Genomic DNA, 14,194 nt, shown 5'->3' on the forward strand with positions numbered 1-14,194 from the left:
CAAAGAACGAATAAAAAAACCGCGTCAGTGACGCGGTTCAAATAAACTGGTTTGACCTTAACGCAAAATAATTTTGCAAATCGCGTCGGCAACCTGTGGCGTGGTGGCATTGCCTTTCATATCAGGTGTTTTCGGCCCGTGAGCAATCACTTCTTCAATCGCGGCCAGAATACCGTTATGCGCTTGCTGGAAACGCTCATCGCCATTGCCGAGAAAATCGAGCATCATTGCACCGGCCCAAATTGTGGCGATAGGGTTAGCAATGTTTTTCCCGTAGATATCCGGCGCGGAACCGTGGACTGGCTCGAAGAGCGACGGGAAAGTGCGTTCCGGATTCAGGTTGGCGGATGGGGCAATGCCAATGGTGCCGGTGCAGGCCGGGCCAAGATCGGAAAGGATATCGCCAAACAAATTGGACGCCACTACCACATCGAAGCGTTCCGGCTGCATCACAAAACGTGCGCAGAGAATGTCAATATGCTGCTTGTCCCAGCGGATCTCCGGGTAATTCTCAGCCATTGCTTCCACTCGCTCATCCCAGTACGGCATGCTGATGGCTAAACCGTTCGATTTAGTGGCAGAAGTTAGCGTCTTACGTGGGCGGCTTTGCGCAAGTTCGAAGGCATAACGCAAAATGCGATCGACACCACGACGCGTAAATACCGATTCCTGAATGACGACTTCATGCTCTGTACCTTCATTCACTCTGCCGCCGAGCGAGGAATATTCGCCTTCGGTGTTTTCCCTGACCACGTAAAAATCGATGTCGCCAGGCTGTTTTCCCGCCAGCGGGCAGGGAACGCCAGGAAAGAGACGAACCGGGCGCAGGTTGACGTACTGGTCGAATTCACGACGAAATTTCAGCAGCGAACCCCACAACGAAATATGGTCCGGAACGGTATCCGGCCAGCCGACGGCACCAAAATAGATGGCGTCGAAACGGCTAAGTTGCTCATGCCAGTCGTCCGGCATCATTTTACCGTGATGGCTGTAATACTCGCAGCTCGCCCACTCCATTTGCTCAAAACTCAAGGCGAAGCCCCAGCGCTCAGCGGCAGCCTGTAACACGCGAATCCCTTCAGGAAGGACTTCTTTGCCAATCCCGTCTCCCGGGATCGCAGCAATACGCATCGTTTTCATCATTGGGTTCTCACTTCCTGACCATCAAAATTGACAACATCACCATCCTATAATTGACTGAAAAGGAATTAATCCCCGTAACTGGTGAAACATAAAACACGAATCATGAATAATTTACCGCTGCTGAACGATTTGCGCGTCTTTATGCTGGTGGCTCGCCGGGCTGGTTTTGCCGCCGTTGCGGAAGAACTGGGCGTTTCACCGGCGTTCGTCAGCAAGCGCATCGCCTTGCTGGAGCAAACGCTAAACGTGGTGTTGTTACACCGCACCACCCGCCGCGTCACCATTACCGAAGAAGGAGAGCGGATTTATGAATGGGCGCAGCGGATTTTGCAGGATGTCGGTCAAATGATGGACGAACTTTCTGACGTGCGTCAGGTGCCGCAGGGGATGCTGCGTATTATCAGCAGCTTTGGTTTTGGACGACAGGTGGTGGCTCCGGCGTTATCAGCGCTGGCGAAGGCGTATCCGCAACTGGAATTACGTTTTGATGTGGAAGACCGGTTGGTCGATTTGGTCAATGAAGGTGTCGATCTCGATATTCGCATTGGCGATGACATCGCCCCTAATTTAATCGCCCGCAAACTGGCGACCAATTACCGCATTCTCTGCGCGTCGCCGGAATTTATTGCGCAACATGGCGCGCCGAAACATTTAACCGATCTTTCTGCATTGCCGTGCCTGGTCATTAAAGAGCGCGATCATCCTTTTGGTGTCTGGCAATTACGCAATAAAGAAGGCCACCATGCGATTAAAGTCACCGGCCCACTGTCGTCTAATCATGGAGAAATTGTCCATCAGTGGTGTCTCGATGGGCAGGGGATTGCTCTGCGCTCCTGGTGGGATGTTAGCGAAAACATTGCCAGTGGTCATTTAGTGCAAGTGCTACCGGAATATTACCAGCCAGCGAACGTCTGGGCCGTTTATGTTTCAAGGTTGGCGACGTCAGCGAAAGTGCGGATAACGGTAGAATTTTTACGCCAGTATTTTGCCGAGCACTACCCGAATTTTTCACTGGAACATGCCTGATTAATGATTCAATTATCGGGTTGATATCAGGTTAAAACCTGATTTTCTCCTTTCTAAGCCGTTACAGATTGGTTAGCATATTCACCTTTAATCGCGCATGATCGAAAGATAATTAAAGAGGTTAATGTGTTCGCTGAATACGGGGTTCTGAATTACTGGACCTATCTGGTTGGGGCCATTTTTATTGTGTTGGTGCCAGGGCCAAATACCCTGTTTGTACTCAAAAATAGCGTCAGTAGCGGTATGAAAGGCGGTTATCTTGCGGCCTGCGGTGTATTTATTGGCGATGCGGTATTGATGTTTCTGGCATGGGCTGGAGTGGCGACATTAATTAAGACCACCCCGATATTATTCAACATTGTACGTTATCTTGGTGCGTTTTATTTGCTCTATCTGGGGAGTAAAATTCTCTACGCGACCCTGAAGGGTAAAAATAACGAGGCCAAATCCGATGAGCCTCAATACGGTGCCATTTTTAAACGCGCGTTAATTTTGAGCCTGACTAATCCGAAAGCCATTTTGTTCTATGTGTCGTTTTTTGTACAGTTTATCGATGTTAATGCCCCACATACGGGAATTTCATTCTTTATTCTGGCGACGACGCTGGAACTGGTGAGTTTCTGCTATTTGAGCTTCCTGATTATTTCTGGTGCTTTTGTCACGCAGTACATACGTACCAAAAAGAAACTGGCCAAAGTGGGCAACTCACTGATTGGTTTGATGTTCGTGGGTTTCGCCGCCCGACTGGCGACGCTGCAATCCTGATGCTTTCAGCCCGCGTTGTCGCGGGCTTCCCATCTGTAATCCTCCCTGATTCTTCTCTGATATGGTGCTAAAAAGTAACCAATAAATGGTATTTAAAATGCAAATTATCAGGCGTACCCTGAAACGGCTGGAATAAACCATTTTCAGCGCATTCACCGAAGGAGGGAAAAGGATGCTGCAAATCCCACAGAATTATATTCATACGCGCTCAACGCCTTTCTGGAATAAACAAACTGCGCCTGCCGGAATATTCGAACGTCATCTTGATAAAGGAACGCGCCCGGGAGTTTACCCACGCCTTTCCGTTATGCATGGGGCGGTCAAATATCTCGGCTACGCTGATGAACACAGTGCAGAGCCTGATCAAGTGATCCTTATCGAAGCGGGGCAGTTTGCGGTGTTCCCTCCAGAAAAGTGGCACAACATTGAAGCCATGACTGACGATACTTATTTCAACATTGACTTCTTCGTTGCCCCTGAAGTCCTGATGGAAGGTGCGCAACAACGGAAAGTCATTCATAACGGGAAATGAATCATGGGCAAAGCAACGTATACTGTGACCGTCACCAATAACAGCAATGGCGTTTCTGTCGATTATGAAACAGAGACGCCGATGACTTTGCTGGTGCCAGAAGTGGCGGCTGAAGTGATAAAAGATCTGGTGAATACCGTGCGTTCTTATGACACGGAAAACGAACATGATGTTTGTGGTTGGTAATTATCACTGATCGTTGATGGCGCAATTTCTGCGCCATCGCAAAAAAATCCTCCGTGATGCTCGTCACAAATCTTGCCCTCCCGATGTTGTGCTATGCTTTTTATCAGCGACTAACCCGCTAATGCAAAACAGATAAGTGAGGAAACAATGGGCATTCTGTCATGGATTATTTTTGGGCTTATTGCCGGTATTCTGGCGAAGTGGATCATGCCAGGTAAAGATGGTGGTGGATTCTTTATGACTATCCTGCTGGGGATAGTCGGTGCCGTAGTCGGCGGATGGATCAGCACGCTGTTTGGCTTTGGTAAAGTCGATGGCTTCAATTTTGGCAGCTTCGTGGTTGCCGTTATTGGCGCGATTGTCGTGCTGTTTATCTACAGAAAGATTAAAAGTTAACGCGTAAATTGCACAAAGGCTGCACACAGGCAGCCTTTGCTATTTTCTAGATGTGACGTTACCACCATCCCAGCTCAGTGCCGAGTACGACAATAATCGCCACACCCATCATAATAATCGTTGTTTTTTTCATCTTTATGCTCCCGGGGCAGCATAGCCGCCAATAAAAAACCATGCTAAAAATACGACCGCTGTAATAAAGATTACAACCGGAAAAATAATACCGATTCGCATGTTATCACCAATCAAAAGAATGTGAATACGCCTCAGGAATGTAGCGCTGGATGCGCGACAAAAGGTGTTTTCTGTTTGTGTTTTTTCTCCTGATACATCGCGATATCGGCAGCATGCAGGGCACTGTCTGCATCGGTCGTTTCAGGATCGACTTCTACTATGCCAAGACTGGCACCGGGATAATACAAATCAACATCACCTAAGTGATATTCTCCGCGTATTTGCTGCTGAATACGTTCTCGCAGAGACGAAATATCCGCATTCTCGTTGTTCAGTGAAACAACCAAAAACTCATCACCGCCGAGACGACCAATAACTTCGCCATTTTGCTGGAGCGTATTAAGGCGCTCGCCAACCTGAATGAGGAACAAATCACCACTATTATGACCAAAACGATCGTTGATTAATTTGAAGTTATCCAGATCGATAAACGCGATCATTATCTTATGGTTAAGATGTCGGGCGAGAGAAAACAGCGTCGTCAGGTTTTCAAAAATCGCCCGCCGATTCGGTAGCCCGGTTAACGAGTCGGTATACGATTGCGCAATCAGCGCAGCATTGGCTTCGCGCAGCTGTTCAACCAGTGCCTCTTTTTGAATATATTGTGCAATCAGTCCGGCGAATAACTGTAAAACCTGTTCCGCGCGTTCACTCCACTGGCGCTTCTCACTACTGGCGGCGCAAAGCGTGCCATAGAATGATCCATCCGGTAAGTGAATTGGCGTGCTCAGAAATGTGGTGATGCCAAGATTGCGTGCCGCAATACAGTCGCCCCAACGGTCAGGGACTTCATCGCTGAAAAAGCAGTTTTCATCAATGGCGCGTTTGCATAACGAGTAATCCCACGAGACGGTAAAATTCTCCGGGATGTGCATTTTCTGGCTGTTACGGGCAAACATAATATGCTGCAGGCGCGCTTCGACATCCACTTTGGTCAGGTAGGTTGATTCCATATCAGTGACCATTTCCAGCATCTCCAGAAGCTGTCGGACCAGACTTTCCAGTGACTGTTCTTTGGCAAGGGATTGCGAGACGCGGGCGATAATCTGATCTGACACGAAACAACTCCAGGATACGGCGGGTAAATGCTGATTATTTAATCTTTGCAGGCATGATAAAACATCATCAACAAAGATGAAACAAGGCGTAATATGATTTGAGTGAATGTAATAAAAATAGTGCTGCAAAACAAAACGATACCGCGATACTCTAAGTCTGGATAAATATGTGAGATCAATAAATGAAAATTATCAGTTTTGTTCTGCCTTGCTTGCTGGTCCTGGCTGGTTGTTCAACCCCTTCTCAGCCAGAAGCACCCAAACCGCCGCAGATTGGTATGGCAAATCCGGCGTCGGTCTATTGCCAGCAGAAGGGCGGGACGCTCATTCCAGTGCAGACAGCGCAAGGGGTCAGCAACAATTGCAAATTACCGGGCGGTGAAACGATTGATGAATGGGCATTGTGGCGACGGGACCATCCGGCTGGTGAAAAATAACCGCCGGATGCTGTACTAAAATCACAAGCTACGTAGCCAGTCGGCCAGCACCAGCGCATGGTTCTGCGTGGTGTTTTTTGCTGAGTAGAGCAGGGTCAGCGGCTGTTTTTTGGCGATGTCCGCCAGCCGCTTTCCTTCTTGCTCATGTTGCGCCAGTTCTGCAAGATATTGCTCGCGAAAGGTTGCAAAATCGACGACTTCGCCGTGAAAGGCTTTGCGCAGTTCCGTTGACGGCGTGATTTCTTTATCCCACTCATCAAGGGCTAAATCGGTTTTTTTGATACCACGCGGCCAGAGGCGGTCGACCAGTACGCGATAACCATCGCTCTGTTCTGCCGGATCATAAACGCGTTTGCACTGAATATTCATCGTGTTTGTTCTCCCTTCCACGCATGATTGGTCACGTCACTATAGCACCGGATATTAGCGAATTTCTTTGTCTCTCCCGGCGCAAAGTCCGAAAATCGCCATCAGTAGTGAAAGTATGGCAACACCCATCAATGGTATGGACCAGTCACCGTTAGTATCGTGTATTTTACCCATCAGCGGCGGCCCACAGGCTGCCAGCAAATACCCGACGGATTGTGCCATCCCCGAGAGTGCCGCCGCCTGATGCGCAGAACTTGCCCGAAGACCAATGAACGTCAACCCCAGTATCATTGTTGCGCCGGAACCAAAACCGAAAAGCAGAGTCCAGGTGATCGCGTGCGCTGGCATAAAGCAGAGCCCAACCGCGCCCACTGCGCACATCAAGGCAACGAACGCTGCAATACCACGCTGATCTTTCACATGATGTAAGAAAAGTGGGATCAGCAAACCGGGAGCTGCTGTGGCTAGTTGCAGCAAACCATGCAGTGAACCCGCCTGTGCTTCGCTATAGCCGTGACTGATGAGGATCGCTGGAAGCCAGCCAATAATCACGTAATAGACCAGTGAGTTGATCCCAAGAAACAATGTTACCTGCCAGGCAAGCGGAGAACGCCAGATACCCCGAGTATGTAAGGCGCGTGAGGTACTCAAATTTGCATGTTGTTGACTTCGCCACTGTGGCAGCCATAAAAAAAGAGCCAGCAGAGGAAAACACATCAGCATGAGCAACGCGCCTTGCCAGCCAAAACCGTTCAAAGCCAGCGGCACGACCATAGCCGATCCCAGTGCCGCTGCAGCTCCCATTGTCAGGGAATATGCGCCGGTAAGTCTGGCGACGGAATGAGGGAAATCGCGTTTGATTAATCCTGGCAGTAAGACATTGCCTAATGCAATTCCACCGCCAATGACCGCTGTACCGCCAAATAATAAGTAAGGCGAAGGGAGAGAGCGAATTGCGATACCAGCACAGATCAAAAGTAACGCGGCAAACAGGCTACGCTCCATACCAAAACGTCGCGCCACCGGGGCAGCCAGAGGTGAGATTAGCGCAAAGGCTAATAATGGCAGGGTGGTCAATAAGCCGGTTTGCGCCGTCGTCAGCGAGTAAGCGGAACGAATCGTATCCAGTAACGGTGCTGCGCCGGTAAAGGTGACGCGTAATGTTGTGGCAATCATTAGAATGCCAGCGATAAGGACAATCCTGTTTTTGCCGCTTAATGAAGTTGAACAGGTCATATGCTTCTCATTGTTACAAACGAGGCTGTACCATACCGTTTTTATTGTTATGTTGAATCAAGCTAAAATGACAAATTATCGCTAAATGCGGACAAAATGATGCATAGGTTGAATCTCAATGGCTATGAACCCGACCGACACCATGAAGCCGCGGTCGCATTTTGTATTCACGCCGGAACGGATGAGTTAACCAGTCCTGTACATCAGCACCGCAAAGGGCAGCTGATACTGGCGCTACATGGTGCAATTACCTGTACGGTGGAAAATGCTTTGTGGATGGTGCCACCGCAATATGCGGTTTGGATACCGGGCGGGGTGGAACATAGCAATCAAGTGACAGCTAACGCTGAACTCTGTTTTCTGTTTATCGAACCCAGCGCAGTGACAATGCCGACAACCTGTTGCACATTGAAAATATCGCCCTTATGCCGGGAATTAATTTTAACCCTGGCAAACAGGACGTCGACTCAGCGTGCTGAGCCGATGACCCGCAGATTAATTCAGGTCCTGTTTGATGAACTCCCTCAGCAGCCACAACAACAGCTGCACCTACCCGTTTCTTCTCATCCTAAAATTCGCGCGATGGTGGAGATGATGGCGAAAGAGCCCGTCGAGTGGGGGTCATTGGGGCAATGGGCTCGCTTTTTTGCGATGAGTGAACGCAATCTTGCCCGACTGATAGTGAAAGAGACGGGGTTGAGTTTTCGCCAGTGGCGTCAGCAGTTACAGCTGATTATGGCGCTTCAGGGATTAGTGAAAGGCGATACTGTACAGAAAGTTGCTCATACGCTGGGGTATGATTCAACAACGGCCTTTATTACTATGTTTAAGAAAGGCCTGGGGCAAACGCCAGGCCGATATATTGCGGGATTAACTACTGTTTCCCCACAATCAGCGAAACCAGACCCGCGGCAATAAGCGGGCCAACCGGTACGCCGCGAAACAGCGCCACGCCCAAAACAGTGCCCACCAGCAGCCCGGCGACCAGTTGCGGCTGGCTGCCCATTAACGTCACGCCGCGCCCACCTAGCCAGGAGACAATAACGCCTACTGCAATTGCCACCAGCGATTTCCAGTTCAGAAACGAGTGAATCAGGGTTGAGGGCGGTAGCGTCCCGCTGGCGATGGGGGCCATAACGCCAATCGTCAGAATGATTATCCCGATACTTAGCCCCTGTTTTTCAATCCACGGGAAAAAGGTGCTTAACGGTGTGACGCGGACAATGATTAACACCAGAATTGAAACGGCGACAGTGGTGTTATGACTGATAAAGCCCAGCGCAGCTAACCCGAGCAGGATCAGCAAAGTGACATCAAACATCGTGGTTTCCTTGCCAAAAAATAATAAGCCTGCTTACTTTACGCTTGCTGCAGGAAGGAAGTAGAAAATCTTTACGTTTTTTGCATAAAAAATCAGGCGAACTGTCATCAAACTGCAATTTGTGCACGCTAACAATAACGTGAAAACAGCTATCTCCCGGGGGCATACTATGAACGATCAAATGTTCGTCGAGACACTGATTATCACGTCATCGTTTTTTGCCATTGCTGTTGTGCTGGTTTTGTCCGTTCTTCTTATCGAACGGACAGGCTAGTTACGCAGTGCGGCGGAAATTGACCAGTTCTGGTTGCGCAATGCGCAAATAATCCGCGGTTTTCAAAATAACGGATTTATCCAGCATGCCTGCATTGAAGGCGATTTCATCAAATCGTTCGAAGAGTAGGGGATCGGCAACCAGTTTGAGTTTTGGATGGAAGCTGAAAGGGGGGATCGCGCCGAAGACACAGCCTGTGAGTTCATCGACTTCCGCCGGGCTGGCCAACGAAGCGCGTAATCCGCCTATATGGCTGGCGAGTTGGCTCAGATCGGCCTGTTGATCGGCCGCGAGGATCGCCAGAACATGTTGATTTACACCATTGCCTTTGACTTTACATACCAGTGCCTTAGCCCCCTGGCCTAAAGCGGTGCCACGAATTTCTGACACCGCTTCACATTTACCTACCGCTTCATGGGTAACGACGCGGAAGTCAGCACCTTCTTGTGATAATAAAGCGATTAACCGCTGATGCGTCACGCTTCCTTTAGCCATTTCAGTCATTTCATGCTCCTGAGATTACAAGCAAACAACCACAGAAGGTTATCATGAACGGCTGTTTTTGTTCTGCTTATTGACATATAAACGCTCATCGGAAGCTTTATACGCATCATGTAACGTATCGTTTTCTTTCATCGCGTAAATACCGGAAGAGAAGCCGATCTCTTTCTGCGGCGCGATATGTTGCAGACGTTTTTCGATACGTTCAGGCAGTTGTGCTGCAATTTGCGGCGTCGAATCGACAAGAATGATGCAGAATTCATCGCCACCGAGTCGGATAGCATAATCACTTTTACGAATCGACTGTTTAATCGCCTGAGCTAATAACGTAATCGCTAAATCCCCCTCCTGATGACCGAGGGTGTCATTTATTTGCTTTAACTTGTCCATGTCAATTGCAATAAACATCACCGAAGAACCGGATTGCACCAGTTTTTGCAACCGCTGCTCCAGTTCAGGAGTTAAAATTTTGCGATTATAGAGTCCAGTCATCGCATCACTAATATTTTCTCGCGACACATTTTGGTATAAACGGAAGTGCATCCGCACCATATTCAGCAAAATTAACGCCGTCAAAATCCAGAACAGAACGCTTTTCCACGAAGACGTGATAAAGTAAAGAATATCAATGGATAACGAGACACGAATGCCGCCCGGTAAGTCATGGACGTAACTGACATACTGGAACAGATTATCTTCGCTCTGGTTGATGATAATGTCGCGCCCCGAATCGGTATCGGTTAGCGTGACATTGAGAAAACGCCAGAGGAGAGGGCGGTCATGAGTGTAAAAGATATTCCGCAGATTGTTTTTGTTAATATCCAGCAGCACAATCCCTTTTAGCTGCCCTGCGACATATACCGGCGTCAGCAAACTCATCACGTTCTGTTTAGTACGCTGATCCTGGTAAATGCTCGATAAAACGGTACGCCCGGTAAATACCTTTTCAATATCTTTGCGATCGATGCCAATACTTCCTGACTGCAGGAAAGACCAGTTATTCATCGCAAAGTATTCAACATTAACCGGCTCATAAAAATAGACATAGCGGTCATTGAGATCGAGATAATAGTGAAATTTCTCTTCGGCCATCCCAAGACCTGAACCGTAATCATCCTGGTGGCGGTTGCCTTCCACTGCCTGATCAAAAGCGGGTAATAGTGCTGCAGCTTCCACAATTGTGTCGCAGTCAGTGGATGCGGTTTGTAGTGTGCCGCGTAAGCCAGGGTATTTATGGGCAGTCAGGTTTAAGCCATGGGTATTATTGGCAGACTCAAAAGCCTCGCAGATGGTGCGCCGCTGTTCTGGCGACACTTCCGACTGCTCAGCAGCGAGAGCGCGCATCACATGCGCGGCAATACTCTGATTCTGATACTTATCATAAAGAAAGGAGGAGTCTGCTCTCTGCACGATATAGCGCAGATAGGCACTCATTGCTCTGTCACTGGCGACAAGTTCAAAAATAAGGAAGGAAGATGTCAGCACAATGACACTTGCGGCGATAAAATGCCGGAGCATTCTATGGTGCAATTTCATGATAAATGGCACTCCTTCGGTTAGTGAAACGAGAAAACCAGATAAAGTTCGATTGCGGCCTGGCACAGGGGCGCTAATTATACTCATCTCTGCGCCGCTGGGGAGGGGAAATTTAGGGGTAATGGTAATAAATTGTATGCAAAAGCCACGCAAAAAGCATGGCTCTGAATATTTTTGCACTTAAATATGATGAATAATCACTTTGTTGCCCCCCTCGCTTTTCGCTTCGCGTAAGGCTTTATCTGCTTCCGTCATGACAAGCGAGATATTACGTGTGTCACCCGTTGAAAAAACCGTGCCAATACTGATGGTCATTTGCTCAGGAACATCATATCTGTTACTAAAGCCGGTCAGGAGTTCGACATTTTTACGCATACGTTCCGCAATGATTTTTGCCTGGGCACTATTGAGTTCGGTAAATAGCAAGCCAAACACCTCACCCTCCAGTCGCGCTAAAATATCATCGGGGCGGATGCTTTGCTGGATAATATCGACAATTGAAACCAGCACTTTATCACCCACACGATGTCCCCATTGGGCATTGATGCGTTTGAACTGATTAATATCAACCAGCATGACACAGAAGTCCTTAACAACAGGTCGCGACAATAATGACTCTACGCTGTTGAAAAAGTAGCGCCGATTATAAATATTGGTCAGTACATCATGAACTGCCAGTTTGCTGGAGAGTTGCAGTTCCTGAAAAATGTTATAAATCAGAAAAGACACCACAAACAGTTTACTGGAAACTTCAATCCCGCGACTGATATACCAGATGGTGTAATTATACTCATCCAGAGTCAGTAGAAGTAAGTTGCAGCATAGCGATGCCAGACATAATAATGCTATTAACGGCCATAGTTCGCTGGCTAATCGTGTACGCATGATAATAAAGAACAGTAAAAATGCCCACAGACAAACCAATATTTTTGTATAGTTGATTCCCCAGGTCGCAGTATGGTTGTCCGGACAGTAATCGACGACATACAAAGAATAGTCAGCGTTATAACTGCTCAGATTGTGTGCCAGAAGGGGAAAAACTAAAAAAGGAATCAGCGCCAGTAACAGAATGCCAGTTTTTTTCTTATTGTTGTCAAGGATGTTGTCTTTCCCATAACAAAAGAGCGCCAGCGAGGTTAAACAAATGAAACTGAGTTGGCGGAAAATATAGAAAATAGAAACATCATTCGACTTTGTCTGGATCAGTGTACTGCCGTTGATTGGTTTATGGATAATTACAATGGTTTCAACTAAATAGATAAGGCCACTTAAAAACGCAAGGCTTAAAATGAGTGTTGGTAAAATTTGTTTGTTAGTGAAATATTTCATTAACATGAAAAGAAAAATGACGGCGTTAAGGAAAAACAAAGCCACAACAACCATCAGGTAATTCATCTGTGGGATGAGTTTTACATTTGTGTTTTCGTTATATAAGGTAGTAATGCAAAATAAAATTAACGTCAGCAATAAGCTGAAAATAAAAAAGCCTTGAGCTTTTAATTTTTGTGTACCCATAGAAGCCATAAAAAGGAGAGCAATGTGAGTGCTGGATTTTATTGATGGCAGAGATATATAGTTTTGACCAGGATCAATTTTCGTTAACGATAAAAAATATTTAAAGAATAACCCCAGGGAAACACGTGTTGACCGAATCATTTTTCCGAATGATTGTTTTCTGGAACTAAATTGTGTAAAGGTTATGCTGTCATATTTAAAGCGATTGTAAGCTAATGTATGTAATAAATGAGATAATTTACAGTGAGCTAAAAATCAGCCAGGCGATAATGACCCGGCTGATAGTTTTAGTCTTTAGCTGTTGCATTTTGTTTATGAAACAGTTCACGGAACACCGGATAAATATCATCCTGGTCGCGGATATGCTGCATCGCAAAGTTGTCGAAAGTAGATTGCAGATGCTCATATTCTCGCCACAGTGTCTGATGTGCACGACGGGTAATTTCGATATAGCTGTAATAACGAACGACGGGTAATAATTTTTTCGCCAGGATTTCATGGCAAAGCGGAGAGTCATCGGCCCAGTTATCGCCGTCCGATGCTTGTGCCGCGTAAATATTCCACTGTGCCGGGTTATAACGCTCTTTCACTACCTCATCCATCAGTTTCAGGGCGCTGGAAACAATGGTGCCGCCTGTTTCCTGCGAGTAGAAAAACTCATGTTCATCGACTTCTTTCGCCTGGGTATGATGGCGGATGTATACGACTTCCACGTTCTTATACGTTCTGCTGAGGAACAGATACAGCAGAATATAAAAACGCTTAGCCATATCTTTAGTGGACTGATCCATTGAACCGGAAACGTCCATCAGGCAAAACATCACTGCCTGGCTGGAGGGATCGGGCCGCTTCTCATAGTTCTTGTAACGTAAATCGAAGGTGTCAATGAAAGGGACGCGTTCAATTTTGGCACGTAATTCTGCAATTTCTTTGCGCAGACGTTCCTCTTCCAGCAGTTGCGCAGGTTCACTATTGCTGATGATGGCCAAATTCTCTTCCAGCGCATGAAGTTCCCGCCGCTTGCCCGCCGTCATGGCTGTGCGTCGTGCCAGTGAGTTCTGCAATGAACGCACAACACTGATATTGGCCGGAACGCCGTTAGCGGTATAACCCGCCCGATGCGTTTTATATTCGGTCAGCTGGCGTTGTTGGTTTTGTTTCAGATTCGGTAAGGCCAAATCTTCAAAGAGCAGATCAAGATACTCATCTTTCGAAATCTGAAAGACAAATTCATCCTGACCTTCACCATCCTGGCTGGCCTGGCCCTGACCGCTGCCGGAACCTCCGCCGCCACCCTGGGGACGTTCAATTCGATCGTTCTGGACGAAATGGTCATTGCCCGGATGCACGCGGTGGCGCAGACCGCCACGCCCCTGATGAAACATCGGTTCGCTAATATCTTCCGTGGGAATGGATACGGACTCGCCGCTGTCGACGTCAGTCACCGAACGCTTATTAATGGCCTCGGAGATCGACTGTTTAATTTGCGCTTTATAACGGCGTAAAAAACGCTGGCGATTCACCATGCTTTTGTTTTTGCCGTTCAGACGCCGGTCAATAAACCAGGTCATATGCCCCCCGTACTACATTTGCCAACTGTATGCTACGCCTGTGTTGCCGCTTCTCTGGCCCACGGTTCGCTGTCGTTGTAGGCCCGGTAGCATG

The 14,194-nt window shown here is 47.7% G+C and carries 19 protein-coding genes; 8 read left to right on the forward strand and 11 right to left on the reverse strand.

From position 1 onward, the window contains the following. Window positions 1-57 precede the first annotated feature (57 nt). Window positions 58-1,143, reverse strand: a complete 1,086-nt coding sequence (gene dmlA / locus ACK8NJ_RS10215) for a multifunctional D-malate/3-isopropylmalate/tartarate dehydrogenase (protein ID WP_000978494.1) — start codon at window positions 1,141-1,143, stop codon at window positions 58-60. Window positions 1,144-1,245: 102 nt separating this feature from the next. Between dmlA and dmlR the strand changes: the two genes are divergently transcribed. The 5 genes from dmlR (at window position 1,246) to ACK8NJ_RS10240 (ending at window position 4,048) form a co-directional block, all read left to right on the forward strand. Next, entirely contained in the window at window positions 1,246-2,169 is a 924-nt protein-coding gene (dmlR, locus tag ACK8NJ_RS10220) for a DNA-binding transcriptional regulator DmlR (protein ID WP_001061578.1), read from the forward strand. Window positions 2,170-2,295: 126 nt separating this feature from the next. Next, window positions 2,296-2,934: a leucine efflux protein LeuE gene (gene leuE, locus ACK8NJ_RS10225; protein WP_000457202.1), complete on the forward strand. Its 639-nt coding sequence runs from the start codon at window positions 2,296-2,298 to the stop codon at window positions 2,932-2,934. Window positions 2,935-3,106: 172 nt separating this feature from the next. After that, on the forward strand, window positions 3,107-3,466 hold the full coding sequence (gene yeaR / locus ACK8NJ_RS10230; RefSeq protein ID WP_000939317.1) for a DUF1971 domain-containing protein YeaR: 360 nt from the start codon (window positions 3,107-3,109) through the stop codon (window positions 3,464-3,466). A 3-nt stretch (window positions 3,467-3,469) separates the two neighbouring features. Continuing rightward, on the forward strand, window positions 3,470-3,652 hold the full coding sequence (locus ACK8NJ_RS10235; protein WP_000513737.1) for a DUF1869 domain-containing protein: 183 nt from the start codon (window positions 3,470-3,472) through the stop codon (window positions 3,650-3,652). A gap of 147 nt (window positions 3,653-3,799) precedes the next feature. After that, a complete protein-coding gene (locus tag ACK8NJ_RS10240; protein ID WP_000512153.1) occupies window positions 3,800-4,048 on the forward strand; it encodes a GlsB/YeaQ/YmgE family stress response membrane protein in 249 nt (82 codons plus the stop codon). 58 nt (window positions 4,049-4,106) lie between these two features. On the opposite strand, the gene yoaJ is transcribed toward ACK8NJ_RS10240, so the two are convergent. Genes yoaJ through dgcP form a run of 3 tightly spaced genes read right to left on the reverse strand, consistent with a single transcriptional unit; the run spans window position 4,107 to window position 5,340 of the window. Next, a complete protein-coding gene (gene yoaJ, locus ACK8NJ_RS10245) occupies window positions 4,107-4,181 on the reverse strand; it encodes a protein YoaJ (protein ID WP_001386836.1) in 75 nt (24 codons plus the stop codon). A 2-nt stretch (window positions 4,182-4,183) separates the two neighbouring features. Then, on the reverse strand, window positions 4,184-4,282 hold the full coding sequence (locus ACK8NJ_RS10250; RefSeq protein WP_001219350.1) for a YoaK family small membrane protein: 99 nt from the start codon (window positions 4,280-4,282) through the stop codon (window positions 4,184-4,186). Between the two features lie 32 nt (window positions 4,283-4,314). Further along, window positions 4,315-5,340: a diguanylate cyclase DgcP gene (gene dgcP, locus ACK8NJ_RS10255; RefSeq protein WP_001306169.1), complete on the reverse strand. Its 1,026-nt coding sequence runs from the start codon at window positions 5,338-5,340 to the stop codon at window positions 4,315-4,317. Window positions 5,341-5,522: 182 nt separating this feature from the next. On the opposite strand from dgcP, the gene yoaF reads away from it, so the two are divergent. Further along, a complete protein-coding gene (yoaF, locus tag ACK8NJ_RS10260; protein ID WP_000691930.1) occupies window positions 5,523-5,777 on the forward strand; it encodes a DUF333 domain-containing lipoprotein YoaF in 255 nt (84 codons plus the stop codon). 21 nt (window positions 5,778-5,798) lie between these two features. Here yoaF and ACK8NJ_RS10265 read toward each other — a convergent pair whose 3' ends face one another. After that, the gene (locus tag ACK8NJ_RS10265) at window positions 5,799-6,146 is read right to left on the reverse strand and encodes a DUF488 domain-containing protein (protein ID WP_001025381.1); all 348 of its coding nucleotides are present in this window, start codon (window positions 6,144-6,146) and stop codon (window positions 5,799-5,801) included. A gap of 54 nt (window positions 6,147-6,200) precedes the next feature. Beyond that, window positions 6,201-7,382 (reverse strand): 2-nitroimidazole transporter, encoded by a 1,182-nt coding sequence (nimT, locus tag ACK8NJ_RS10270; protein ID WP_000128492.1) that lies wholly within the window; start codon window positions 7,380-7,382, stop codon window positions 6,201-6,203. A gap of 96 nt (window positions 7,383-7,478) precedes the next feature. On the opposite strand from nimT, the gene nimR reads away from it, so the two are divergent. Next, a complete protein-coding gene (gene nimR / locus ACK8NJ_RS10275; RefSeq protein ID WP_000972237.1) occupies window positions 7,479-8,300 on the forward strand; it encodes a DNA-binding transcriptional regulator NimR in 822 nt (273 codons plus the stop codon). Here the strand turns inward: nimR and ACK8NJ_RS10280 are convergent. Further along, a complete protein-coding gene (locus ACK8NJ_RS10280; RefSeq protein WP_000460707.1) occupies window positions 8,257-8,703 on the reverse strand; it encodes a DUF441 domain-containing protein in 447 nt (148 codons plus the stop codon). The two genes, nimR and ACK8NJ_RS10280, sit on opposite strands and share 44 nt — an antisense overlap. 169 nt (window positions 8,704-8,872) lie before the next feature. Between ACK8NJ_RS10280 and yoaI the strand changes: the two genes are divergently transcribed. Beyond that, window positions 8,873-8,977 carry a small membrane protein YoaI gene (yoaI, locus tag ACK8NJ_RS10285; RefSeq protein WP_000999630.1) on the forward strand — a complete coding sequence of 35 codons (105 nt, stop codon included), beginning with the start codon at window positions 8,873-8,875 and terminating at the stop codon, window positions 8,975-8,977. Here the strand turns inward: yoaI and yeaK are convergent, their stop codons facing one another. The 4 genes from yeaK to ACK8NJ_RS10305 all read right to left on the reverse strand — a co-directional run bounded on the left by yeaK (window position 8,978) and on the right by ACK8NJ_RS10305 (window position 14,100). Further along, complete coding sequence (gene yeaK / locus ACK8NJ_RS10290; RefSeq protein WP_000138043.1) at window positions 8,978-9,481, reverse strand: mischarged aminoacyl-tRNA deacylase; 504 nt, start codon at window positions 9,479-9,481, stop codon at window positions 8,978-8,980. Window positions 9,482-9,523: 42 nt separating this feature from the next. Next, on the reverse strand, window positions 9,524-11,014 hold the full coding sequence (dgcJ, locus tag ACK8NJ_RS10295; protein WP_001322965.1) for a diguanylate cyclase DgcJ: 1,491 nt from the start codon (window positions 11,012-11,014) through the stop codon (window positions 9,524-9,526). Window positions 11,015-11,194: 180 nt separating this feature from the next. Then, on the reverse strand, window positions 11,195-12,670 hold the full coding sequence (locus ACK8NJ_RS10300) for a sensor domain-containing diguanylate cyclase (protein WP_000621404.1): 1,476 nt from the start codon (window positions 12,668-12,670) through the stop codon (window positions 11,195-11,197). Between the two features lie 146 nt (window positions 12,671-12,816). After that, entirely contained in the window at window positions 12,817-14,100 is a 1,284-nt protein-coding gene (locus ACK8NJ_RS10305; RefSeq protein ID WP_000219686.1) for a YeaH/YhbH family protein, read from the reverse strand. Window positions 14,101-14,194 lie beyond the last annotated feature (94 nt).

This window comes from Escherichia sp. F1, assembly GCF_046764225.1.
In the GTDB taxonomy this organism is placed as follows: Bacteria; Pseudomonadota; Gammaproteobacteria; order Enterobacterales; family Enterobacteriaceae; genus Escherichia; species Escherichia coli.

What these genes read in the sequence shown, in the direction of transcription:
- ACK8NJ_RS10250 (WP_001219350.1), bottom strand. Translation starts at nt 4,282, where the DNA reads ATGCGAATCGGTATTATTTTTCCGGTTGTAATCTTTATTACAGCGGTC.
- ACK8NJ_RS10300 (WP_000621404.1), bottom strand. Translation starts at nt 12,670, where the DNA reads ATGATTCGGTCAACACGTGTTTCCCTGGGGTTATTCTTTAAATATTTT.
- yeaR (WP_000939317.1), top strand. Translation starts at nt 3,107, where the DNA reads ATGCTGCAAATCCCACAGAATTATATTCATACGCGCTCAACGCCTTTC.
- ACK8NJ_RS10280 (WP_000460707.1), bottom strand. Translation starts at nt 8,703, where the DNA reads ATGTTTGATGTCACTTTGCTGATCCTGCTCGGGTTAGCTGCGCTGGGC.
- yoaI (WP_000999630.1), top strand. Translation starts at nt 8,873, where the DNA reads ATGAACGATCAAATGTTCGTCGAGACACTGATTATCACGTCATCGTTT.
- dmlA (WP_000978494.1), bottom strand. Translation starts at nt 1,143, where the DNA reads ATGATGAAAACGATGCGTATTGCTGCGATCCCGGGAGACGGGATTGGC.
- ACK8NJ_RS10265 (WP_001025381.1), bottom strand. Translation starts at nt 6,146, where the DNA reads ATGAATATTCAGTGCAAACGCGTTTATGATCCGGCAGAACAGAGCGAT.
- dgcJ (WP_001322965.1), bottom strand. Translation starts at nt 11,014, where the DNA reads ATGAAATTGCACCATAGAATGCTCCGGCATTTTATCGCCGCAAGTGTC.
- ACK8NJ_RS10240 (WP_000512153.1), top strand. Translation starts at nt 3,800, where the DNA reads ATGGGCATTCTGTCATGGATTATTTTTGGGCTTATTGCCGGTATTCTG.
- nimT (WP_000128492.1), bottom strand. Translation starts at nt 7,382, where the DNA reads ATGACCTGTTCAACTTCATTAAGCGGCAAAAACAGGATTGTCCTTATC.
- yoaF (WP_000691930.1), top strand. Translation starts at nt 5,523, where the DNA reads ATGAAAATTATCAGTTTTGTTCTGCCTTGCTTGCTGGTCCTGGCTGGT.
- yeaK (WP_000138043.1), bottom strand. Translation starts at nt 9,481, where the DNA reads ATGACTGAAATGGCTAAAGGAAGCGTGACGCATCAGCGGTTAATCGCT.
- ACK8NJ_RS10305 (WP_000219686.1), bottom strand. Translation starts at nt 14,100, where the DNA reads ATGACCTGGTTTATTGACCGGCGTCTGAACGGCAAAAACAAAAGCATG.
- nimR (WP_000972237.1), top strand. Translation starts at nt 7,479, where the DNA reads ATGATGCATAGGTTGAATCTCAATGGCTATGAACCCGACCGACACCAT.
- dmlR (WP_001061578.1), top strand. Translation starts at nt 1,246, where the DNA reads ATGAATAATTTACCGCTGCTGAACGATTTGCGCGTCTTTATGCTGGTG.
- ACK8NJ_RS10235 (WP_000513737.1), top strand. Translation starts at nt 3,470, where the DNA reads ATGGGCAAAGCAACGTATACTGTGACCGTCACCAATAACAGCAATGGC.